Here is a 24242-nt window from a genome sequence, read left to right as displayed (position 1 = left end):
ATGGACTTTTCAAAAGCAGCAAAGTTGGGAACTTTCTTATCAAAAGACTATGCCGAAAACCTTTTTCGACTTTTGCTTACATATACAAGTATTTCTGCTTCGGAAGCCGCTTCAAGGTTGAACTTGCACGTAAAAACTGTTCAGGATTTCATGGAGGCTATGTGTGAGCTTGAGATATTCTCGAAAGAGGAGGTTTTTGAGAAAAAAAGACCCTACTACAGATATACACTCATGACGAGGCATATTAAGTTCGATCTGGATCTCGGATTGCTTTTCGATAATATGCAACCTCAAGGGAAATTATCCGAAAGGATTAGAGAACACCCAGATGCAGGCGCCAGATTCTCGGTGTCGCGAGATGGGAAGTATATAAGTAATGTGTACATATGGATTGGTAAAGGTAGAGAGCGAACAGAAAGAAAAATAAATCTTTCGATGCCCCAGGGAAAATTCTTGTTCTTTCTTCCTTTTCCAAGTGCTAAGTCCGAAACTATTGCTGATATTATGAAAAAAGCAGGGGTTGAACAGACTCATCTTTCTGAAATAATAGACATTATAACCGTACTAGCTGAATTCAATGTTATTGAGAGGAGCTAATACTTGTGTTAGAAATTTAAGCTAATCATTAAAAACGATACAATGGCTGCATTTAAAGATCTATTTATTGACAAAAAAGAGATTAAGCTTATTGATAATCATCGAGTTTTGTATGCGATCATAGCTTTTATCTGTTATGTAATAACTGAAATGGGTCGGTTTATTTATCGCCCATATATTTATTCTAATAATATTTCGGATTATGGGTTGGCCGATACCATAGGAAATTTGGGAGGTATAATTGTTCAAATATTCTTTATGGCAGCTGTCTTTAATTCAAAAGATAAAAAACGCTGGAATTTAATCGCTTTTCTTTGTGCAGGCTATATATTGTACGAACTGGCACAAGAATATTTACCTAAAGGCGTTTGTGATATTAAGGATATAATTGCAACATTAATCGGTGGTATTATTGCTGTTTTTATCTTTCTTATAATTAAAAAAGTACTGCCAGGTAAAAGGATTCTGTTCAAACTATAAAAGAGGGTGTCCAAAAACCCTGAAAGCATCCGTTCACTGAGTGCTTGCTGAGCTTGCCGAAGTATGTCGAAGTGATTATTAGCTGATAATCAGTATTAATAAAATTTCATCTCGACTTCCTTTCGACATGCTCAAGGGGCATCTCGATGAGCGAGCTTACTTTTTGGACATCCTCTTTTCATTGTTAGCAAAATATAAAAGCCCCCGTTTATTTCTTAATAATTCTGTGACTTGAAGAAGCATTGTCACTATCTATCTTTAATATGTAAAGACCACATTTTAGATCTGACATGTTGATGCTTTCGATATTTGAATCACTAATTGTCTGATATACTAAGCAACCGCCAACATCATATAAACTCAAGCGTTTTTCACCGTCCATTGGTAGGTCAACCTTCAATTCGTCGATTACCGGGTTCGGATATAGCTTAATGTCATTTAAAAAAATGATCTCAGTATTTGTTGGTACTTGATTGAATAGGCTTGAGATATCATCTGTAGTCAAGGCCTTATTGTATATGCGTACATCATCAATTATGCCCTTAAAATATTCACTGCCATAAGAAGCATATCCTATTGTTAGTGGACTGTTAATTTGCCCGTATGTACCACCACTTGGATTGCTAATGGATGCCAGTTGATTATTAATGTATATTTTTTGGCCTGAAGCTGGGGCATCAGCAGTAACCACTATATGATACCAATTGTCAATTGCAATAGATAAGTCATCATTTTGGGCATATGTTTGATACTCCCACTGTAATGAAGCATCACTTTTTAGACGAAGTAGATAATTAGTTGTAGATGTATAATTCGATTTTCCTAAGATCATTTTTGTACCACTTATTTCGCTTGGTTTTATCCAGCACGATATACTCATGGCTCCAGTCATATCCTGAATACCTGCATGTGGAACATCAATCTTGTCGTTACCATCAAACAGGTAAGCACTATTACTAATACCGTGTCGATCTTCCGTTAGAGTTGTCCCATCAGCGGTTCCATGGTTATTGTAATCGCTCACATCATTAGCATCACCATCAAAAGGGTAATGGGCTATGAGATGATCATCCATGGTAATCCCAACTTTCAAGAACTCTTCAGAAAGTATGGAGCTCCATTGGCCATTTGTGTCTTTAAAGCGAATGTTCAGCTGATGTAAACCTGCTTTTGTAGAAGAGAAATCCAGATCAGTCAAGAGATTGAGTGTTTCCGAAGCTGTAAGCGATACCTGTGTTGCATTGGCATGATCCTTATCCAGCCAATATTCGTAGGTCACTATCTCTTTACCTACCACTTGCTGTGCTTTCTTATAGAAAAATTGACTTACAATTGCGCTTTTTTGTTCTTTTGCATCTTCAAGTTGAAGGTGAAGTATATGTAAGCCATTACTCAAAGCATCAGTTGAAATAGAGTTACTTAGACTAATTTCAAAAGCAGGAGTAAAAGGTATTGATGTAGGATTTTCGGAACCATTATCAAACCAGTAGTTACACTTGGTTATTTCATTTCCAGTTAAGGGATTATTTGGTTTTTTATAGAAAAAACTGCTCGTAGCAGGGGAATACCTTCCATTGGTGTCCTGAAATCGAATGTGGAAGGTATGCAGTCCCTCTGATAGAGCCTCAGTGGAAAATGTTGTGTTTAAATTCAATTGATCAACTGGACTAATCGCCGCAGTTGTTAATGGCACCACAGAACCATCATCAAACCAATATTGGTACGATGTGATTTTGTTTTGGCTTTTTGCCAATGTAAGGCTGGCAAAAAGCAGTATGATTAATACAATGTGTCTCATCCTACTCATCTTGTGCAGTTACAGTAATGCTCACGTTTAATAAGCCATTCTCATCGGTAGAGCCAGCCATATTTTTGACGCTAATATGTGGTGTTGAAGGTATGGCATCTGCTTTAAAAGGAAAGATTCCTCCATAAATTCCGGCTTTCAGTCCATCTCCGTTGGTATATGTAGCAGGTGATGCTAAATGATAATCATGTGAATAGTCAAATATATTTCCACTTTGATTAACCAGGATGTTAGATGCATTTTCACCTATGATGTAATTGTTGGTAAATGTATTTGATCCCGCTGTTGGATTATGAAAGAATACATTATTGGTGAAGGTACTTGATTCGCAACCGTCCTGATAAAAGCCGTTATAATCTTTAAAAAATATATTGCTGCTAATAAGTGAATTGTCGACATCTCGTATAGGACTGTATGAGGCATTGGAGTTATTGTAATCATATAATAGTATACAGTTCAGAATGCTCATATCAGTACCATAGTATATTCGTTGATGAACAATACTGTTTGCTAATGTGCTTGATACTGCATTTGTGAAATATATTGTCTCCGTAATGATACATTCTCTAATGGTATTATTTACACAAGGGTTTGTACTGCCTTGATATTGAAGGGTACCTAACTTACAACGAACGATGTTTACATCGTCAACTTTATGGTCGCTTGTAAAGTTGATGTCATAGTTTCCCAAATCACATCCTTCAATGTGTAAATTATCTGCATTTTCGCCAATAAAAAGATCTCCGGCTAGTACGGTGGCATTGGTTGCAGTTGTTGCCGATGGGAAATGGCCCACACCAATTATTTTTATGCCTTTGTCTATCAATGTTGGAACAGTAAATCCTCCACCCGGTAAGTATATAATATCGCCATTTACTGCTGCATCATAAGCATCAATAAACGGTTGATCGCCATCAAAAACAGTTGAAGTACTTCCGCTTTCTAACATGACACGTGTTTGAGCTTGAACGAATAGGCAGGTGATAAGACCTAATGCGATAAGAACCTTTTTCATTTTTCTAGATTTAGTTTGACTCTGGTTTTAGTTTGAACTAAAGTTATTGATAAAGCAGGCTAGTAATAAGTGAAAAATAACAAGTGGTCGAATGGCATAATAAGTGGTCTGTCTATTTTTAAAACCTGGGAAGAATAATAGATTAAATACCACCTATTGGATTATTTGCCCACCTGTTACTAATTGTATTACGCATTTTAATTTTATCCTTATCTTGTTTTTTAGAATTACATTAAATGCGAAATACCCTTTGTTTCATATTGTTTTTGTTGAGTTTTCAAATAAGCCATGGACAGGAGCGTCCTTATCGTTTATATGATACGCATACTGGCTTGCCGCAAATTCAGGTGACTTGTATTTTTCAGGATGTGCATGGCTATATTTGGACGGGAACCAAGGCTGGATTAGCACAATTCAATGGGGAGCATTGGCATCAATATTTGAGTAACGAGCACATCTATAGTATCGATAACGATAAAAAAGGTAATCTGTACGTTAAGGCAAGTTCAGGCTTATATAAATATAATGGCAAATCATTTCGATTAATAAAAGCATTTCAATCAACTGTAAAGGTATTGATAAGTGATGAGTGTTATTTTATTTACTCCAAGGAGTGGGTGGAACAATATGAGCAGGATAGTCTTGTTAATGTATATAAAGTAGGAATTGATTTTCCAATTGGAGGTATTGAAACATTGGCTTATGAGCCCAAGTCGAAGGTTTTGTATTGCACCGATTTTATTTCCAATGACATTTATCGAATTCATAAGCAAAACATCACAAAGGTATTTTCTAATGCAGATGCAGAGCGTGTTTATGTGTCATCCTTATCTCATGACTGCCCTATTATAAACGTAGTATATACTGGTAATCATATTCAAGTTTTATCCTTGCCCGAAGGTGAGTCAATAATGGAATATCAAATAGTTGGCGATCATATTGAAAACCTTCAAGTACATAATATGCCTCTTAAACACTATGTGTTTTCGCATCTGTATGATTATTACCTGATTGATGGCTTAAACAATGAAGCAAAAAAAATGCAATTAGATTTTGTAAAGGGGCCTCACCCGGTTTTGATCGATCGTGATGCACAGATGTGGGTTGGTTCCGATAATGGATTGTATCAAGTTTGGAAACATCCCTTTAGTGTTTATCCTCGATCGTTTATGAATGACTTCTGGACCATCATTGAAGCAGACGATGGACAGATATATGGTGGTGCTTTTAAGCAGGGTTTGTATCGTCTGGATTTTGAAACTGAACAGAAAGAAGAAATAATTGCGCCCGGGCCATTCGGGACGAAAGAAACAGATTACTATTATGGTGCTTCAAAAGATGAGTCAGGAAATATTTACTTTCCAACGCATTATGGACTTGTGAAATTCAATGGGGGGGAGGCTGAAAAAGTCACAGATAATATTTGCCTCATCTCTAAATATGATTCGATAACGAATCAAATCGTATTTGGTCAACAATATGGCGTGGGCTTTATTGATGAAGGTGGGCAGCCTTATTACATCATTGACGAAACGCGAAATAAGGTGAAGTCCCATCCCGCATCCATTGTCTTTTCAGGTGATAGTGCCATATGGCTCGGAACCGGAAAATCCTTAGCGCTTTATGATCGCCAAAAGCAAACCTTTGTGAAGGCTTCATCACTTTATAGTAAAGCCCCTAAGAGCGGTATTATTGCCATGGCCAAAGATGAGGCGAATAATATTTGGATGGGGGGCAGAAAGGGCTTGTGGTTGTTTAATGATGAAGGTAAGAACTTTGAAAAAATAGGGCTCAATTATTCGGGTTACATCACAGCATTAATAGCACCCAATGATAGTGTTTTGTTAATTGGCACTACGCGCGAGTTGCTGGTTTTGAATGCTGCCCATTATCTCAAGGAACAGGAACTTAGGCTTAAAACATACAATTTTCGTAATGGTTTATTGGCACAAGAGATTTGTCAGAATGGATTTTTGAAACGGAATAACAAAGTGATATTTCCATCAACAACCAATACCACCGAAATAGATTTAGAAGCCATTCGATTCGAAAGTGAATCTTTTGATGTAGCCATAACCCACATTAATAATGAGCCTGTTGCCTATTCTGAAAGGAACTATGCGGGATGTTTTAATTTGCATGAGGATAAAAACGATTTGGAGTTTGTTTTTGAGACCATTGGTTTTGGACTGCCAACCAAACCATTGTATCGTTTCCGACTTGTTGGCTTGAGTGAAAAGTGGAGTGATTGGCGCGAGCAAGATTATGCCATGTTCAGTAACTTATCGTCGGGCAGATATCGTTTTGAGGTGGCTGTTAAACCCTCCTTGGTGAATGGAGTTGATGAGCAGAAGCTTGCAGTTGTATGTATTAAAGTTGATTTGCCATTTTACAAGGAGCCTCATTTTTACAAATACGCCTTCTTTATTCTTTTGCTTTTCTTCGTTGTGATTGTTTATATTTTTTGGTCGCGCAACAAGTATAAAAGTAGATCAATTGAACAGGAGCGTAAAAAGCGTTACCTGGAGGTTGCATCGCTGCAGGCCAACCTAAATCCGCATTTTATTTTTAACCTACTGGCTTCGGTACAGAACCTGATTACTCAGCACAAACCGGAAGTAGCCAACCAGTATTTAATTAAATTTTCGCGATTGATTCGCGCCTACATGGAGGCTACCATTAAGTCGTCAAAGGTAGTTGAAACCAAACAAGCCAATGAAATATCCTTAAAGGAGGAGATAGACTTACTTAAAATGTACATAGAGTTTGAGCAGGTTAAATATCGTTCCAAAGAATTCGAATATTCCATTAGGCTTGAAGACGATGATTTACTGAATAAAACCATTCCGCCAATGATTATTCAACCTTTTGTTGAAAATGCCATAAAACACGGCATTCATCCGGCTGATTCACCCTGCCATCTACTGCTCAAATTTGATCAAAAGGGCGAAGGTTTGTTATGTACCATTGTGGATAATGGTATTGGACGAGAAAAATCGGGCGAACTGAAAAGTAATTCCATTAAGGCTCACGAGTCGCGCGGTTTGGAGCTGATAAATAAGCGTGTGGATATATTAAATGAACTGGGTTATCACATCGATATCAGTATTGAAGATCCCAAAGAAGGCGGAACCAAAGTGAAAATTCTATTTAATTACTAAGCTATGTTACAAAATATTCAGGCATTAATTGTAGAGGATATTCAGGATACATCTGATTACATCAAGCAGCGAATTAAGCAGTTGTTCCCGCAGGTTTATCCTATACATCAGGCTTATGATATTGATGAGGCCTATGAACTAATTAAATTGAATGACATACAATTGGTGTTTTTAGATATCCAGCTGGCAACTGGCACTGGTTTTGATTTATTGCAGAAACTGTCGAATGAGAATCGTATTGATTTCGAAATCATATTTATTACTGGTGAGAGTGCCAAGGAATATACGCTCAGAGCTATTAAGTTTTCGGCCATCGATTATTTGTATAAGCCCTTGGATGATACCGACCTGACTTTGGCAGTTAATAAAGCTTTGGGTAAGATTACCAACAAGAATTTCAATCAGCAAATAAAACTACTGCTCGAACGTGTTGGAGGCGATGCTCAGTTACCAAGCAATAAAATGGCATTTCATCTGCATAGCGGCGTCATAGAATTTGTTAATATTTCGGATGTTGTTTATCTAAAGGCTGATGGTGTAGTGAGCTATGTTTATTTGAAGGATAATACAAAGCTAACAGCCACTCGTAACATTGGGTTTTATAAGGATATGCTGGTGGCCGAATGTCATTTTCATCCCATTAGCAATAGTTTGTTGGTGAATCAGGATTACATTAAAAAATACAATCATCGCGAATTAACGGTTGAGCTGGAGAACGGAACAGTACTTTATGCTTCCAAACGATTTGGTAAAGATTTTAAAGATCAGTTTGCCAATAAAAAGAGTCGATTCTCAGGTTTCACTGATGGTATAAAAAGTTTATTGGGCAAGGCTTAAGTTTTTTGATATCCAGATGTATAGTTTCAATTTATATTATGTAGTTTTTCATTTTCTTTACCCCTCCAACCTCCCCTAAAGTGGGAGGCTAAAGTCCCTTTCATGTGATGTGGAGTACTTAATTTTAAAGTAGTAATCTTCTGGATATTCAAAAAGCGAAATGAAGCCCTCGATTCACATAATTACTCCTTCTTAATGGCTTTCTGAATTAAACTATGCTTGGCTTGTTTTTCCTGCCATCTCTCACGTGCATATTTCTGCATATCCGTTACCGTATCGTTTTCATCTACAATTTCAAGCCCAAGTAAGGTCTCTATAACATCTTCCATGGTTACAATGCCATCTAGTCCGCCATACTCATCAACAATTAAAGCAATGTGCTCTTTTTTCTCAAGTAACCTTTCCCATAGAGTATACAAGGCAGTGGAATCGGGGAAAACCATAATTTCACGTTTGATGTCTTTTAACATCAAGTCATGTCTGTCTTCAGCTAAATTTTCTAATGCCTGTTGGCAAAGAACATAACCTGTAATGTTTTCATCATTTTCTGAATACAATGGAATTCTTGAATAATTCAGATAGTCTTTCTTATTGAGAAAATCCTGTAGTTGCATGTTTTCGTCAGCCAGTGTAACCACCACTCTGGGTGTCATTATTTCGGTGACTTTAATGTTTTTCAACTTAAGGATATTCTGAATCATCTTATTTTCTTTCTCCGAAAATAAACCTTCATCGGTACCTATAGTGGCCAATGCGGCAATTTCCTCGCGACTTGTCGATGGCTGATCCTTGTCGTTGGAGATAAGGCGGGTAATAAAGGCCGACATGACTACCAAAGGATAGGTTAGAAATATCATGATACGAATGGTGTGATACGATACCTTTGATAAGTTTCGCCAGTATTTGGCTCCAATGGTTTTAGGAATTATTTCTGTTACCACAAGAATCAATACGGTTAGTATGGCAGATGCAATTCCGAAGGATGCTTCCCCAAATACTTTAACCGCCTGCGCTCCAACTCCTGCTGCCCCAATGGTGTGGGCAACTGTATTTAATGATAATATGGCCGATAATGGTTTATCTATGTTCTCCTTGATTTCTAAAAATGACTTAGCCCAAGGTCTACCTTTATCTTGCATAACAAGTAAGTACGACTGTGGGGTAGAAAGCAGTACCGACTCCATGATGGAGCATAGAAAGGAAACAAATAGAGCCAGGAATAAATAAGCAAAAAGAGCGAGCATATTTTTTCTTTCAAATATACTATTTTGTTTCTTTTATCTGTTTTTCTTGTTGGTCTTCATCAGGGAAATTGATTTTAAACAATAAAATAAAAAAGACCACGAATTTCACTCCCGATAGCCATCGGGATTATCACAAATTGTTCCGCTTTGCGAAACTAAAAATCTATTTAATCATAGTATTGAAAATCAGCGAAGCTAAGTCAGTGATTAAAAATAGGTGGAGCTGCTATTCGTTTGCCTATGTGTATTGTGCAATTATTTATCTGTCTTTTATCAACTGCATACCTGACCACTCTTTTTAAACTCTTTCACTGTCATGCCGTATGTTTTTTTGAATGACCGTGCCAAATGACTACTGTCGGTAAAGTTTAATTGCCAGGCTACTTCTTTCAAACTAAGATCAGTGTGTAGAACTTTGGTTTCAACAATCTTTAGTTTCGATTTCAAAATGTAATCAACTAAGCTAATGCCGGCTTGTTTTTTAAAATATTCAGAGAAATAGGATTTAGAAATGCCAAATTTATCAGCCAGGTGTATCAGGCGCAGCTTTTCATTGTCCAACAGGTGAGTGTTTATATAACGAAGTATCTCGCCAAAGCGATTATCGTTTTCATTGGCTTTACTTACATACCTGTTTTCTATACTTCGGGCTAAGATATTTAGAATTGAAGCAATTGCTCCTGTAATAATCGGATCGGAATAACTATCGCCTTTTAAATACTCTTGATGAATGGCTTTTATATTATTAATGATAAACTGCCTCTCTTGTTCCGATGAAATAATATCACCTGCCACTTTGTTATAGTTAGCTATGACATAGGCGATTTTATCGAACCATGCATTGTAGTTGGTTAAGTTGTTTTTCTGTAAAAAATAATGGTCGGTAAACCTAATGAAATAGAATTTAGATGGTTTCGTAATATTAAATGAATGACAATCGAGGGGAGGAAGAAAAAAGATGTTGCCTTCTTTGTATTCAAACTCGTGCTGTTTGATGCATTGTGTGCCTGCACCTTTTTCAATATATACTATCTCAAAGAAATTATTCTTATAAGGGCGCTTTGTCCATGTATCCAATTCTTCAACATGTATTTCCAGTAATTTATTGATGCTTTCTGTTTTCATTGTATTTAAATAGGTTGAGTGTCTGTATTTCGAATCAAAACTAGAGAAAAAAGCCAGTTTATTGCAAATATATTGGTTGAATATCTTCAGAAACCAAATCTCGTGCAATTTATTCCAATATGTATACAATTATGCTGCGCATTGTCGTCTTAACTTTGTATCGTAATAATTTTAAATATTGAATCATGAACATTATAGATGTAGTAAACTGGCGTTATTCAACCAAAGAATTTGATCCGAGTAAAAAAATATCAGCTGATGATTTTTCAAAAGTAAAGACACTTTTACGAATGAGTCCATCGAGCACTAACATTCAGCCTTGGCATTTTGTAGTTGCAGATTCCGAAGAAGGAAAAAAGAGAATTGCAAAGGGAACACAAGGGTTTTATCAGTTTAATGAGCAGAAAGTAATGGACGCATCACATGTGGTGGTTTTTTGTGCCAGAACATCGGCTGATGAGGATTACATGTTGCACCTTTTGGAAACGGAAGATAAGCATGGCCGCTACCCCAATGAAGACATCAAGCAAATGGTATTTGGTGCCCGAAATATATTTGCCAATATGCATAAGTACGATTACAAAGATCAGCAACATTGGATGGAAAAGCAGGTTTATATGAATATGGGTAATCTGTTGCTTGGAGTTGCTGCCCTTGGTATTGACGCCTTGCCGATGGAAGGTATTGATATGAAACAAATAGATGAAGAACTTGCATTGCGCGAAAAGGGTTTTACAGCCGTTGGTGTGGTCTCCTTAGGTTATCGCAAAGAAAGTGATTTTAACACCCCGAATACAACGCCAAAATCGCGTTTGCCCGAAGAAGAAATAATAACTTTATTAAAATAATATACCGATGAAAAATTCTATTTTTAAAGGATTCACGGTGATTATTGCAGTATTACTCTTTAGCTGCAATATGCCAACAGAGAAAGGAACAACTGAGGGTTCAACTGTTGATATTAACGCCATTGTACCAACTTATAAAATTATTCAAGCTTCTGAAGTTGAATGGACACATTTAAATCCTAAACGTGGCGATTTAGCGCCAAAAGCCGGAACGCTTTGGGGTGATCGAAAAGGCACCGATCCAACAGGTTTTTTGCTTAAACCCAGCGACGGTTTCGAATCACCACCTCATATTCACAATGTATCTTATCATGGCATTGTTATAAGTGGTATATTCCATAACGACGATCCTACGGCGACTAATATGTGGTTGCCTCAGGGCTCATTCTGGACACAACCCAAAGGTGAAGTTCATATAACAGCCGCCGAAGGTTCAAATGCTTTGGCGTACATCGAGATTGAAGAAGGCCCTTACTTGGTACTGCCCGAAGAGGACCATTTTGATAGTGGAGAAAGACCCGTTAATGTTGATCATTCAAATGTGGTTTGGCTTGATGCCAAGGATTTAACATGGTACGAAAATTCTGATGTAACAAAAGGAGCTAAAATGGCCTTTTTGTGGGGGAAACCTCGGGCTGAAGAACTAAACGGGACTTTTTTGAAACTGCCTCCAAAATTTTCGGGGAAGATACTAACGCAAGATTCACCTTTTAGAGCGGTTGTTATTAAAGGTGAAGCTCAATACCATGAGCCTTCAAAGGAACAGCCAGTGCGATTACTGGAGGGTAGTTTCTTTAGTTCTGAGAAACAGTCGTACCATACGATCTCAAATTATTCTGATGATGAGGTGCTTATTTATATTCGCTCGTTTGGTGCTTATAGCATATTGTAAAATTGGAGAGTTTAATTTGCCTAACTGTCGAGATTTGAGTGATATTTAAAAAAAACTATAATCATATGAATATTCTAATAACGGGAAGTACCGATGGTATTGGCAAATTGGCTGCTATAAAGTTAGCGGCTGAGAGGCACAAGATTTATCTGCATGGCAGAAACCGAGAAAAGCTTGATGCTGCAATTAAAGAAGTAAAGGAGAGATCAAAGAATGAACAGATAGATGGTTTTGTAGCCGATTTTTCTGATTTGGAAGCGGTGAAAAATATGGTGCAAGAAGTCAAAGAAAAGATCGATCATCTTGATTTGTTAATTAATAATGCAGGCGTATTTAAAAGTGGAGAGACACATGCCAAGCAAGGTTTTGAAATGCGTTTTACCGTGAATTATCTGGCGCCCTATTTATTGACGACTGAATTGCTGCCTATAATACAGCGCGCGACAGATGCCAGAATTATCAATCTGAGTTCAGCGGCACAATCAGATATTTCCTTTGATGTGATCGAAGGAAAGAGAAGCGTGAGTGAGAATGAAGCCTACGCACAAAGCAAATTGGCACTTACCATGTGGAGCTTTTATTTGGCAAAGCAATTACAAGACGTGGTGGTTATTGCGCTAAATCCAGGATCGTTATTGAATACCAAAATGGCGAATGAAGCCTACGGACAACATTGGTCGCCCGCTGAGAAGGGAGCTGATATAATTTACGAATTGGCTTTGGTCGACGAGCATAAATCACACAGTGGCCATTATTTCGATAATGATGCTGGTACCTATGCTCGCGCTCATTCTGAAGCCTACAATGCGTCTGCAATTCAGCAACTCATTGATTTTACAAAGAAAATAGTAACAATATGAACTATACAGGTCCCGTATACCGACCTCCCTATGAGGCCAGTACCCTACTGCTCGAAGTAACAGTAGGTTGTGCACACAATAAATGTACCTTTTGTACAATGTATCGCGATGTCAGGTTCTCGGTAGCTAAGGCGGATCAAATAGAGAAAGATTTGCAGGAAGCACAAAGCCTTTATCCAAATGTAAAACGAATTTTTCTGGTGAATGGCGATGCCTTTGTATTATCGGGAAAGCGCTTGAAAGAAATAGCAGAAAAGATTCATCACTACCTGCCTTCGGTTGAAGTGATCACCATGTATGCCTCCATCAATAATATTATGCATAAATCAGATGATGACTTGCTGGAACTTGCCAAATTAGGCATTGGCGATTTATGGGTTGGGGTAGAAACTGGCTTGGGCGATGCACTGGATTATTTAAATAAAGGAGCTTCTTTGGCCGATGCAGAAGAACAATTAGAACGATTGAATAAAGCAGGCATTACATTCTTTTATGGCTTTATGTTTGGAGCCGCAGGTAAGGGCAGAGGTATTGAAAATGCCAAAGCGAATGCCCGATTGATCAATAAAGTTAAACCTCTGGGAATTGTACCAACCACACTTAATGCCAATGATGGAACTAAATTAGCTGAGGATGTTGCTAATAGTGTTTTTGAAATGGCCACAGAAGGTGAAGTTCTCGAAGAACAGATTAAAACAATTGAATTAATTGATGTAGCCACCCATTATATGGGCATCCACGCGATTAACTCCCTTAGTTTCGATGCTGCCTTACCCAAAGACAAACAAGGTGCCATTGATCGAATAAACTATGCTGTGCAAAATACCAATGAAGCTACTTTAGCAAGTGTGCCTGTGCGACATGCCATATAATCGAGCTTTTCTCTTTTAAGCGTGCATCTGTTTTGTTAAGATTCCTGGCTATCAAAATTCTTAACTTAAGTCAAGTAGAATGAATGTCTTAATGATGATTTTTGCATTACTAACTTAAAAGTAAAGTAATATGAGAAGCATAAACTTAGTTCGCATACTCTTGTTTATATCCGGCCTTATTGGATTAATAATTGGTTTAGCTTTAACGCTGGTGCCTGTGGCTTTTGAGGCTTCGGCTGGTATAGATTTGGGGCATGATATTAATTTGCTCAGTGAGATTAGGGCACCGGGTGGTAGTTTACTAATAGGGGGAGTGCTTATATTTCTTGGTGCGTTTATTTCAAATCTTAGATTAATGTCGCTCGTGCTTTCAAGTGTATTATATCTTGGTTATGGCTTGGGTCGCTTGCTTAGTTTGTTTTTGGATGGAATGCCACATCAATCTCTCTTTATGGCATTTTTGCTGGAATTATTTATTGGGGCACTTAGCCTTATTGCAATTTTTTATTTGAAGAAAAAGTGATGCGGGTTTCTTTGCTTACTTTCTTTCATTAAGGAAAGAGAAGTAAGCCGGGTTTGGGCGAAGCGCCAATAGGTTTTTATTAGCACGTTATTGTTTAAAAATATAAACTCAAACTTATTTTGCTCAATTTTTCTCTTTAAGCAAAATCCGTCTCCGCATTCGACTAAACGATTCTGGTTTTACACCAATATAACTGGCAAGGTATTGCAAGGGAACCCGTGTTAATAAACTCGCTTGGTTTTCTAACAGTTTGAGGTATCGTTCTTCCGGACTTTGGTTAATAAAGGAAGCTAGCCTTTCTTGTACCTTAGAAAAATCATTCTGAATAAAGAGCTGCGTTAAAGAACTAAGCCGAGGGTGTTTTGCCAATAATTGCAGCTCCTGCTCTTTTGACCCTCCAATTAAAATAGTATCCTCTATACAAGAAAGGGAATAGGAGGAAGGTTTGTTGTGAAGGTAGCTATCGTATGAAATTACTGCCTCTTCATCCGTAAAAAACGAAATCGTTTTCTCTTCTCCATTTATAAATTGATATTGCCTAATGCACCCTTTCAGAACAAAGTAACACATGTTTGCTACTTTGTTCTCTTCAAGAATAACAGCACCTTTCTTAAACGAAAGCTGATTGGTATGTTGAATAATAGACTGTATTTCTACTATATCTAGCCCACCATATTTTGTTAGTAAAGATGCAAGTAACTCATTTGTTTCCATAGGTGTTTAAGTTCCTTTAATAATACTGTGGAAAATACACTATTATTTTCAAATTACATGCTTTAATATCTTCTATTAAGCGTTAGAGATAAATAATGGGCTTTGGGAGAGTTAATGACTAGTAAGAGGAAGAAGCCCCAACCGAGAATTAATTAATTGGGGTTTGATTCGATTTTAATTAGCAGGCTTATACTTAAATGTCGCCTTTACAATCCCATGATCAGAAGAGCCATCTTCTTTGTGTTCTTCGTTGTTTAAATGATCATTCATTATATCCATTCCTGCAAAAGCCCAAATGCGTTTTTTACTATTGTCATAAAATTCTTGAGACACCAAAATATGGTCTAATGATTCTTTTATGTTTTGGTGTATATGAGTGTAGAATACATCACGTAAACTTCGGTATTCTTGAAGTGTTGCTACTGAGTATAAATCGGCATCGCCTCCACCCTTGGATAAGACTGACAAATAGGTAGGTTGGCCACTTAATACATTCAAGGTATTGCTCAATTGCGAGTCGTTCAGGTCGCCTAAAACTACCATTGCAGTGTCTGTACCTTTCAATTCGTCAATAAGTGTCATGCGCAGAGCAGCTGCTTCAGCTGTGCGTCGTATTGTCGACAGGGCAGAACCGATACCTTCCGAATGTTTAGAATAGTAATCTTTATCTTCTATGTACCATTGGTTTTTATAAATTTTTGAAGGTGCCTTTGATTTAAAATGGCAAACACATACATTGATTTTATGGTTATTTCGCGGCTCAATTGAAAAACGTAATACAGGACGAGAATAACTATCAATGTTAATTTGAATGTCTCGGGTTTGTGGGTCATCGCCCTTGCTCTTTAATATAAATTTATCTGGAAAATCGGTCATCCATTCCGGAGTATTAGGTGACAAACTCTTTCTTACAGCTGCTGCACAAACGATTTTTGATCCAGTAGCTTCTTGCGTCATTAAAGTATAATCATTTAAAAGTCCTGCTTTTTTAAATACTTCTGTGAGCGCATCGGCATGCCATAGTTCCTGAAAACCTATAACATCAGCATCTAATGATTGAACAATGTTACTTGTCCATTTAATTTTTTTGTCGTATTGTTCTTGGGTCCATTTGCTCCCTCCATACATTGATTTTCCAGGAAGCTGCAAGTTGAAAAGGTTGCAATTTGCGAAGGTGATTTCTTTAAGATTTGACATGTTTAATGTTTTTAAATGAAGGTTACTGTTTTTATTTTTAAGGCTTAACTAATAATGAGATTATTGCTATTAGCAAGGTAAGAAAAGGTAAAATTGCTTGTTTGAAGAGTTCCATAATTTACTTTTTTGCAATGGTTTAATATGTGATATTTTTTTAATAGATATCTGTCAATTACTTGTTGGTACTTCCTGGTTTATCAATAGCTCCAAAATCTTCAGTATTTATTGTTACGCTCAGATTTCTATTATTTATCCTTACATAATAATTAACAGCAATGTCTTTAGGTCTTGCATTGGCTAAACTCTTGAGTTAAACCTATCGACCATTTTTGTATGTAATATACCTGTTTATACCACCACTTCCTCCAATTCAACATACTTGCAAAATTCACTTGCAAGTGCTTCTTCTTTATGATCTTTTGTGAATACTTCTTCAGGCAATTCAAATAAATGCCCGCAATCGGCTTGTGAAAATAGATCAACTGTGTGTTCATTATCTTTTAAGTCGGAATAAATGAAGGTGCTTAGTTTGTCGATGCCTAAATATTGCTTGTCTAGCTTATCCACACCAATGGTATTGTGCAGCTTTTCGCCCTCGGGCGTTCCATTGTTTGTGATCAATAAAAAGGTGGTAATAACTACAATGCCATCAATGTATTGAAAAGGAAGGTAGCCAACCATCATGTCCTTTATTTTAAATTGGATAAATGCTTGCCCATGCTCATTTTTTGTGGTGTCAAAAGTCATGACATTGTTCATTAATAAAGCTAAAGCAACATATTTTTCAATACAGTCGAGTCGCTCATGCAAGCGATTGAGAGCATGTTTTTGAATGTATATGTCTATTTTTAAATCAACAAAAGCACTTTCAATTCCAAGTTTGTCTGGTAAGGTATAAGCCCATTTTACTTCTTTATCGCCTATTGGGTAACCCAAGCGGTAAACACTGCGAGAATGCCCATTGATTGTTATTTTTTGAGATTGAGCCGGAATCATTGTAATGTAAAAACACTCCCTATGCGATTGAAATGTTGATTGTGGATTATCAAAACCAAAACTGAATAGGACATAACCAAAGGTGGGAGAATGGAATTGTTTCGAGATAAAGAAGCCTAGGTCAATGGCTTTATCAGCAGGAACCTTCCCATTGTCGGTAGTGTCAAGGAAATGTTGTGCTGCTTTTGCCGCTTTGTCTTGATTTTTGAAGGAATAACCTTTGGTTCTGAGTAAATAACACAAGGGTTCACCAACCAGGAAATAATCGTAGAGTGATACCTTATGGGCCTCACTTCCAAAATAGAGGTAAGTATTTTTTAAACAAACGTAAACTGTACGTTTTAGAATCTTCAGAACATAGGATGGTATTTCCTCACCATCCTTAGGTAGTACAGCAACTGGTCTCATACCCAGCATTAAAGAGATGTCAATTTCTTGGGTCGGGATTAGCTTAAAGGCTTCTACAATATTTGCTGCCTTTGCAAAATCTCTCATTTTACGTTTTAGCTCAATATGTAAACTCTTGCGATCCAGTTTAGCAGCAACGTAGGGTTTCTTTTTACGTTTCTTCTTTCTTGCCATTTCAAGCGTATTCGGGTTGATATTTCGTATACAATAGGGGAGTGCACCTCCAACACTCCCTGAATATTAGATGGTTTCCTATTTAACGGTAATGCCTACTTCTTCCAGTTTCTGGCGGTCGTCGCCGTCGTAGAATAAATCAAGGCACTCGCGTAATTCGTAACAGTAGGATCTGAGTTCACCAAAAAGCTCTGTTTTCTTGACAGTAATCTGTTGAGCTTCGCCATCTTCTTTTTCAGCCTTGCTACTTTGCTCATCAAGTAAGCTTAGTTTAGCACCCATGTCTTCCGTATCTACCTTAAAAATGGCAAGTTTTGCCGGAAGGCCGTCTGTGCGATTTATTTGTCCAACGGTATCGCCTACAAGCGCTCGCCACTCAGGATAATTGGCAGGAATGACTTTGTCGATAAATAAACTTTCTTGGGTTTTTAAATCGTTTCTGTAAAAAAAGCGTATGGCTTTACGTGCTTTAACAAACACATCGTGTAGTTCATCTTTAGTGCTGTTAAAATCGAAGGTGGCACCTTTACTCTCATTCATCTCAATTGATTGCTGTGTAGCTGTCTGTTTTAAGGTTTGGTATAAATCCACACCTTTAGCTAAACGCTCTTCAGTGTATAATGGAGCAATGCGCTCTTTTATGTCAGGACTTCCCGTCACACCGAATATTAGTAGGCGGATTTTGTCCATTTCTTTTTCAAATGAATTTCTCATAATAAAAAGATAATAGTTTGTTAAAATATTTGTCTGTAATGAAAAATGCAATTGTTTTCTTTATGCAATATTCTGTAAGAGGCAGCCGGAGGTTGAGCTGAGGTACTAATTCTAAGTTTAATTATAAAAGTAATTGAGGGTTACCTTTTCTTTAACTTTATTGATCTGATGTGCCAATATGCGCTGGTTGAGTAGTCATATGGTATTGATTAATTGATTTTTGGATATTAAATAGGAAACTTCCTTATCTGAACTATTTATTAGGAAGTGAAACGGAGTATGACTTTGTAGTGTGATATCATGTTAAGTGTTTTTAATAGTATGCTTTACTGTTATCGACACTTAAAATTATGGCAATAAATTTTATAGTTCAAGTTATTGAGGAAAATTAATTTAACAATACTTGCTAATATCAGTAAAATTGGGGCTTGCGTGTATCGAGTACATACTCATTTGTTAAAAGTACCTGCTCTTGAATGTTGAGTACCTACTCGGGAGTCGAAAGTACCAACTCGGGAATCAAAAGTACGCACTCGTGAACCGTAAGTACATGCTCTTGTATCATAAGTACCTACTCTGTAGCCTCAAGTACATGCTTTTGTGTGATAAGTACGCACTAATGGCACATAATACCATTTGAACTATGAATGTGGCCTTTTTATTTTTGGTATAAGTACCTGATAGTGCATGCTAGCAGATTGTTTTGGTTGAAATTCCACTGGCAAATTGGCCATGGCCTCAGCCCTGCCTCTCATGACTAACTTTATTTCCTATTGCTACCTTATTAAATCGATTAAGGCACCAATTAGCACCGCCAGCAAACTTGCAGATAGCATGCCCAGCAAATTAGCAAACAAGGTTTTTACGTAACTCTTTACTTTTCCCTTGTCGAAAAATTGCCCAATGGCAAAAGTCGTGTATGTGAATCCAATGACTGCAGCCACCTGCATAAGTTTAAGGCCTGTTAAACCTTGAGCAAGTCCAAATACAGCATAAATTAACATACTCATGCCCATTACGAAGCACAGCATGATTAATATCTCGAAGAAATTGAAAGGGAGTTTCCTGAAAAATAGTTTTAACCAGAAGCCAATAAAAACGGCCAGGATGATATTGGCGTAGCCATAATTGCTTTGTACCCACGCGAAAATGGAAGTAGTTGCCGATGTGCTTTCGCCTGAATAAGAGATGTAAGCTTCTTCAAAGTGGAAAAAGGTATTTATGAGGGAATAAATTAGGGATGTCACTATTAAGAAAACGATTGGTTTCACCAATCTGTTTCTATCCTCATTTAAAAAACCTCGAATGTTTTTACCCGGCCTAATACTTAGGCCTCTTATTGTATAAAGAATGCCTTTCTCAAAATTCAGTACGTTACGCACTTCGTGAAGTATATAGTGCCCATCAATTCTTTTCAATACTCTAGGATGCCCGCAAGAGGGGCAGTAGTTTTGGTCTACTTCAGTTTGGCAGTTTATACAATGCTCCATCATCGTTTATTTAAGCTTGCGTTTTTTCGATTTCTTAATCAAGCCGTATATTAAAAACAATGGCATCAAGGTAACCAGGCCCCATGTGTTAGCCACAACACTATAAATGATAATACCTACTAAAAATCCTATTAGTACAGCATCGATTATAGGAGTCGATTTCGATTTTTTGGCTTCTTGTGTTAGTTCCTGATCTGTTTGTTGTGCTGGTTCTTTTTGTTTCATGGGTGGCTTTTTTCGATAAGGCTATGTGGAATAGTGGTTGTTAAATGCTTCGTTTTCAGATTACCGCTAGTATTTTCGTATACTAGTTTTTTAGTTTTTATTACCAAATCATTAAAGATGAATTAGAGTAGTTGCTTCAAAGAACTGTCGAAGGCACCTTAATGATAACCTGTGAGATATTTAGTTTTTGTTAGAGGATGAGTTTTATAAAATTGTACCAAGATAATCTGCACCATTAGTAATAAGTTCTTTAACAATTTGCTTCCCAGCCTCTAAGACGCTTGTATTTAAAAAGTTGCGTAATGTACTGGATGCTTCATTTTTCTTTTCTATTGGTTCTGCTTTTGATTTGATAGTACTTAGGCTACCTAACAATAATTCCTTTTCAGCATCAGTTTTGGTATTGTCTAGAATTAATTGAACAAGTGCTTTATCTTTACTTGAAATATTATTATCCACATCATTTATTATCACTTCTACTAATTGTTGATTACCACGATAAACTCTTTGATTTTGAACTTCTGTATTGCCAAGGTTAATTTCATTATTATTACCATAAATATTCACAATGCCAGACAAAATTGATTTTGGTAAAGAACCCACGCCATCGAGCAGTTTATCAATGTCCACATCATCAAAACTATTTTGACATTGTACTTTAAACTTCTTCTTTCTTTTAGCTTTAATTAATTTGTCGTTAGAATGAAAAAAAGGATTATCTGAAGTTTTACAGTCATCACAAGTACAGGGGATCATTTCTGTAACATCAGGATAGTTTTGTGTTTTATGAATATTTTCCAATTCTCTTCGTATTATACTCAATAGTCCTTTTTTGTTCTTCCCTTTAATCCTAATCTTTAGTTTTTTGTCAAACTGGTGTGAAATGATCTCTGCTTCAACATTCTCACGTCTAATTACCACCCCATTTTTCCAATATATGTTTTCCTTAATGAGATCACTATTCCTAACTATAAATCTTGAGATAATACCTGCTGGCATAAAATCATAATGATATTCTAGTTTCAGATTAATCTTTTTATCCCATGTGTATTCTGGTTGGGTGGGGGGAAGCAAATTTGGGACAATGAAATCCTGAGAATTGATTATTTGGAAACAAAGCTCAAACTTTTTCATTAGTTCGAGTAGGTGAAAAAACTTTTGGATTGGGTAATCATGCCAAATATTACTTAGTTCATTGAAACTAAACTTCCCATTATTCAATTGAACATCCCTTGTGTCAATAATCTTATAAACAGCATTCGTCGCCCATTGAGGCTTTAAAAAAACTGTAGACTTTAATATTGAATTTTCATGGAAGTGCAAGAAAACACCTAAATCGTGGAAATATCTTGCTAAGAAACCTGCTTTAGTCTCTGTTAAAGAGTACTTCTTGCATTTCGCTAAATAATCGCTATAACTAATATAATTAAGATCTAAGCATTCAAGTTCGTTCCTTATTTCCACCCAAGCTTTTGGAAGTACATCGCCTAAGTGAGGTAATCTGGATAACTCAAACTTAATCATATTCATGAGTTCACTTAAACCATCCTCGGTTTTAACACTTAGATTTATAAAACCGACAACATTAGGGTATTGACTCTTTATCGTTTTTTCATCAATCAGTTTAATCCTTTCATCAATTTTATTTTGTACAATAATTAGAGGCGAATCGTCACTTAATAGTTTAATTGCATTTAACCAATATTCAAACCTTCCACTACTATCATCATCTGTTCTAGCTGTCCATAAAAATAGGTATATTGACCTTTTTGTTAAAAAAAATTGATGAGTTGAGTGATATATTTCCTGCCCTCCAAAATCCCAAATATTAATGTCTACGGAAGAATTGGAGTCTATCGGCAATGTCCATCTTTTAATATCTATTCCTTCAGTAGTGGACATACTATCCGTAATTGTAAATGTTGAGTCAATTAACTTTTCCATTAAACAAGTCTTTCCAACACCTCCTTCTCCGACAATCAACAATTTTGCTTCTCTCAAATTATATAGTTCTTGTGCATTAGAAATTGAAGCAAAGTAATTCTTAATTGAAGACATGCTTTTATTAGCTATCTCGATGGGGGGTTTAATCAAAGGGTTTTTACTTAAATCAAAGGAATATAATTTTAAGTTTACAAATTCTATTGGGAGCTCTGTTAAATTATTGCTTGATAGCATTAGCTTTTTTAATCTTTTAAGTAGAGTTAGTTCAATAGGAATTTCTTTTAACCTGTTTCCGCCTAGATATAATTCTCTTAAATTCGTTAAATCACCAATCTCTTTTGGAAGATATTCTATTTCATTTCCTGATAAATATAAAGTTTCTAGTTGAGTGAGATTTTCAATTTCTTTTGGTAGGAGTGATATTTTGTTACTCCATGCTCTAATATTTTTCAGTTTATAACATTTTCCTATCTCTTTTGGTATTTTTTTAATCCCAAGTCCATATAAATCCAGAAGTTTGCTTCCATTTTTTTCAGCTTCTAGTATTCTTTCTAATGCAATTTGGTCTGGTTTCATTGTTATTTAAATTAGTGATGTTTGTTTTTTACAGAAAACTATCCTTGTGTTTGTTGTAGTAGATTTAAACTGGTTTTCATAGATTAGACGGGACTGACTAGTGCTTAAATATCAATGCCTTTTAGCTTGCGATATAATTTTAGAGCGAATAAATCTGTCATTCCTGAAATAAAATCAAGAATATGCATAACCTTGATGTATGGTGTGCTTGATTCTTTAAACGAGAATTGATTTGGTAATAATTCAAGTATCTTTTTTTGTTCTTTATCTCTATTTTCTAATGAGGTTAAAGCTGAGGTTACAAAATCCTCAATTAAACTTGACATAATTCTGAAACCTGCAATTTCTAGTTCTACAACATTTCTGGCATTATATATTCTGTCAATTGATTTATTTTCAATGTCCTGCATTGTTTTTTCTAGTTCAGGAATATCCTGTATTAAACTTTTATTGTATTCACCTTTTAGAATTAGTTCCTTATTTTGCAAGAAAACTTTAGCGCATTTATATGTTAATGTATTAATCGATTTTGCTCTTAAGTAAGCAATTGACTCATTTAAATCTTCTTTTAGATCATCGGCTGTTTTAATAACCTTTTTAATTTCGTCTTTATGGTTTTGTTTAATAATCTCGAGAAACGAATTTCTAACTTCTTCATATGACAGAATCCCTAATCTCTGAGCATCTTCGAAATCAATAATATTATATGCAATATCATCCGCAGCTTCAACTAAATAAACGAAAGGATGACGTTTGAATGCTAATCTTGATTTTACATTATCTTGGATTAGATTTAATTCTTTAGCAATATCCAAGAATACATCCTCGTCTATCTTAAAGTAACCATACTTTTTCCGATGTAAAATATTTTTATCAGAAGCAATTGATTCACATGGGTATTTTAAAATGGCTCCAAGGGTGCTATAGGTTAACCTAAACCCTCCTTTGTAGCGTCCTTTTTGTTGCATTGTCAAAACTCTTAGTGCGTTTGCATTACCCTCAAAGTTTATTAAATCATTCCACTCTTCCTTCGTAAAGTTGATTTTAAAATCTATATCTTCAGGTTTCTGAGTATCTCTTTTCTTAAAATACTTAGAAATTGCTTCTTCTCCTGAATGTCCGAATGCAGGGTTGCCTAAATCATGTGCTAAACAAGCAGCAGCAATAACATTCTTTAAATTATTTCTATAAAATGGGCGAGCTTTATCATCAATCTTAATATTTGATAGTTGCGAAAACTCTTTACCAATAATCTTCCCTAAAGATCTGCCAATACTTGCAACTTCAAGTGAATGTGTTAGCCTATTGTGGACAAAAACTTCCTCTGGTAAGGGGAAAACTTGGGTCTTATTTTGAAGTCTGCGAAATGGACTAGAGAAAATTATTCTATCCCAATCTCGTTCGTAAACATTTCTAATGTCCTTTGAACCGCTTTCTACTCCAAACCTTTTAGGTGAAAAGCAATTATTCCATGTTAAAGCCATATTATTTATCGTTTATTTTTGGTTTTATCAGATTTCTTGATTCGAACTTGTCTTTATTG

At 36.2% G+C, this 24242-nt stretch carries 21 protein-coding genes; 9 read left to right on the top strand and 12 right to left on the bottom strand.

The genetic code is table 11. The features are described from left to right. Both ACRD7B_RS09155 and ACRD7B_RS09150 read left to right on the top strand, forming a co-directional pair. Complete coding sequence (locus ACRD7B_RS09155; RefSeq protein ID WP_430824227.1) at positions 1-597, top strand: hypothetical protein; 597 nt, start codon at positions 1-3, stop codon at positions 595-597. A 42-nt stretch (positions 598-639) separates the two neighbouring features. Beyond that, positions 640-1077, top strand: coding sequence for a VanZ family protein (locus ACRD7B_RS09150; RefSeq protein WP_430824225.1), 438 nt, complete (start codon positions 640-642; stop codon positions 1075-1077). A 208-nt stretch (positions 1078-1285) separates the two neighbouring features. On the opposite strand, the gene ACRD7B_RS09145 is transcribed toward ACRD7B_RS09150, so the two are convergent. Together ACRD7B_RS09145 and ACRD7B_RS09140 are read right to left on the bottom strand one after the other, a co-directional pair. Beyond that, a complete protein-coding gene (locus ACRD7B_RS09145; protein ID WP_430824224.1) occupies positions 1286-2875 on the bottom strand; it encodes a LamG-like jellyroll fold domain-containing protein in 1590 nt (529 codons plus the stop codon). 1 nt (position 2876) lies between these two features. Next, positions 2877-3899 carry a right-handed parallel beta-helix repeat-containing protein gene (locus tag ACRD7B_RS09140; protein WP_430824223.1) on the bottom strand — a complete coding sequence of 341 codons (1023 nt, stop codon included), beginning with the start codon at positions 3897-3899 and terminating at the stop codon, positions 2877-2879. Positions 3900-4135: 236 nt separating this feature from the next. Between ACRD7B_RS09140 and ACRD7B_RS09135 the strand changes: the two genes are divergently transcribed. Together ACRD7B_RS09135 and ACRD7B_RS09130 are read left to right on the top strand one after the other, a co-directional pair. Further along, entirely contained in the window at positions 4136-7060 is a 2925-nt protein-coding gene (locus tag ACRD7B_RS09135) for a sensor histidine kinase (RefSeq protein WP_430824222.1), read from the top strand. Positions 7061-7063: 3 nt separating this feature from the next. Next, positions 7064-7897 carry a LytR/AlgR family response regulator transcription factor gene (locus ACRD7B_RS09130; protein ID WP_430824221.1) on the top strand — a complete coding sequence of 278 codons (834 nt, stop codon included), beginning with the start codon at positions 7064-7066 and terminating at the stop codon, positions 7895-7897. A 182-nt stretch (positions 7898-8079) separates the two neighbouring features. Here ACRD7B_RS09130 and ACRD7B_RS09125 read toward each other — a convergent pair whose 3' ends face one another. Both ACRD7B_RS09125 and ACRD7B_RS09120 read right to left on the bottom strand, forming a co-directional pair. After that, positions 8080-9141, bottom strand: a complete 1062-nt coding sequence (locus ACRD7B_RS09125; protein ID WP_430824220.1) for a CNNM domain-containing protein — start codon at positions 9139-9141, stop codon at positions 8080-8082. 273 nt (positions 9142-9414) lie between these two features. After that, the gene (locus ACRD7B_RS09120; protein ID WP_430824219.1) at positions 9415-10266 is read right to left on the bottom strand and encodes an AraC family transcriptional regulator; all 852 of its coding nucleotides are present in this window, start codon (positions 10264-10266) and stop codon (positions 9415-9417) included. Between the two features lie 185 nt (positions 10267-10451). Here ACRD7B_RS09120 and nfsB point away from each other — a divergent pair, with 185 nt between their 5' ends. The 5 genes from nfsB (at position 10452) to ACRD7B_RS09095 (ending at position 14261) form a co-directional block, all read left to right on the top strand. Further along, positions 10452-11114: an oxygen-insensitive NAD(P)H nitroreductase gene (gene nfsB, locus ACRD7B_RS09115; RefSeq protein ID WP_430824217.1), complete on the top strand. Its 663-nt coding sequence runs from the start codon at positions 10452-10454 to the stop codon at positions 11112-11114. A gap of 7 nt (positions 11115-11121) precedes the next feature. Next, positions 11122-12006 carry a DUF4437 domain-containing protein gene (locus ACRD7B_RS09110; protein WP_430824216.1) on the top strand — a complete coding sequence of 295 codons (885 nt, stop codon included), beginning with the start codon at positions 11122-11124 and terminating at the stop codon, positions 12004-12006. Positions 12007-12071: 65 nt separating this feature from the next. Continuing rightward, positions 12072-12866, top strand: coding sequence for an SDR family NAD(P)-dependent oxidoreductase (locus ACRD7B_RS09105; protein WP_430824215.1), 795 nt, complete (start codon positions 12072-12074; stop codon positions 12864-12866). Beyond that, positions 12863-13738 (top strand): radical SAM protein, encoded by an 876-nt coding sequence (locus ACRD7B_RS09100; protein WP_430824214.1) that lies wholly within the window; start codon positions 12863-12865, stop codon positions 13736-13738. The genes ACRD7B_RS09105 and ACRD7B_RS09100 overlap by 4 nt, the downstream gene beginning before the upstream one ends. 130 nt (positions 13739-13868) lie before the next feature. Further along, positions 13869-14261 (top strand): DUF4345 domain-containing protein, encoded by a 393-nt coding sequence (locus ACRD7B_RS09095; RefSeq protein WP_430824213.1) that lies wholly within the window; start codon positions 13869-13871, stop codon positions 14259-14261. 123 nt (positions 14262-14384) lie between these two features. Here the strand turns inward: ACRD7B_RS09095 and ACRD7B_RS09090 are convergent, their stop codons facing one another. The 8 genes from ACRD7B_RS09090 to dgt form a co-directional block, all read right to left on the bottom strand. Beyond that, a complete protein-coding gene (locus ACRD7B_RS09090) occupies positions 14385-14975 on the bottom strand; it encodes a Crp/Fnr family transcriptional regulator (protein ID WP_430824212.1) in 591 nt (196 codons plus the stop codon). 174 nt (positions 14976-15149) lie between these two features. After that, on the bottom strand, positions 15150-16172 hold the full coding sequence (locus tag ACRD7B_RS09085) for an endonuclease/exonuclease/phosphatase family protein (protein ID WP_430824211.1): 1023 nt from the start codon (positions 16170-16172) through the stop codon (positions 15150-15152). A gap of 348 nt (positions 16173-16520) precedes the next feature. Further along, positions 16521-17750 (bottom strand): hypothetical protein, encoded by a 1230-nt coding sequence (locus ACRD7B_RS09080; protein ID WP_430824210.1) that lies wholly within the window; start codon positions 17748-17750, stop codon positions 16521-16523. Positions 17751-17828: 78 nt separating this feature from the next. Continuing rightward, the gene (locus tag ACRD7B_RS09075) at positions 17829-18464 is read right to left on the bottom strand and encodes a PQLLE family protein (protein WP_430824209.1); all 636 of its coding nucleotides are present in this window, start codon (positions 18462-18464) and stop codon (positions 17829-17831) included. Positions 18465-19240: 776 nt separating this feature from the next. Beyond that, complete coding sequence (locus ACRD7B_RS09070) at positions 19241-19954, bottom strand: DUF3667 domain-containing protein (protein ID WP_430824208.1); 714 nt, start codon at positions 19952-19954, stop codon at positions 19241-19243. A gap of 6 nt (positions 19955-19960) precedes the next feature. Beyond that, complete coding sequence (locus ACRD7B_RS09065) at positions 19961-20179, bottom strand: hypothetical protein (RefSeq protein WP_430824207.1); 219 nt, start codon at positions 20177-20179, stop codon at positions 19961-19963. Between the two features lie 204 nt (positions 20180-20383). Continuing rightward, positions 20384-22699: a COR domain-containing protein gene (locus tag ACRD7B_RS09060; protein WP_430824206.1), complete on the bottom strand. Its 2316-nt coding sequence runs from the start codon at positions 22697-22699 to the stop codon at positions 20384-20386. Positions 22700-22803: 104 nt separating this feature from the next. Continuing rightward, positions 22804-24183: a dGTP triphosphohydrolase gene (gene dgt, locus ACRD7B_RS09055; RefSeq protein WP_430824205.1), complete on the bottom strand. Its 1380-nt coding sequence runs from the start codon at positions 24181-24183 to the stop codon at positions 22804-22806. Positions 24184-24242 lie beyond the last annotated feature (59 nt).

The organism is Carboxylicivirga fragile, assembly GCF_050589805.1.
GTDB classification, from domain to species: domain Bacteria; phylum Bacteroidota; class Bacteroidia; order Bacteroidales; family Marinilabiliaceae; genus Carboxylicivirga; species Carboxylicivirga fragile.
Note: the sequence above shows the minus strand (reverse complement) of the source record. Positions and strands in the feature narration are given on the sequence as shown.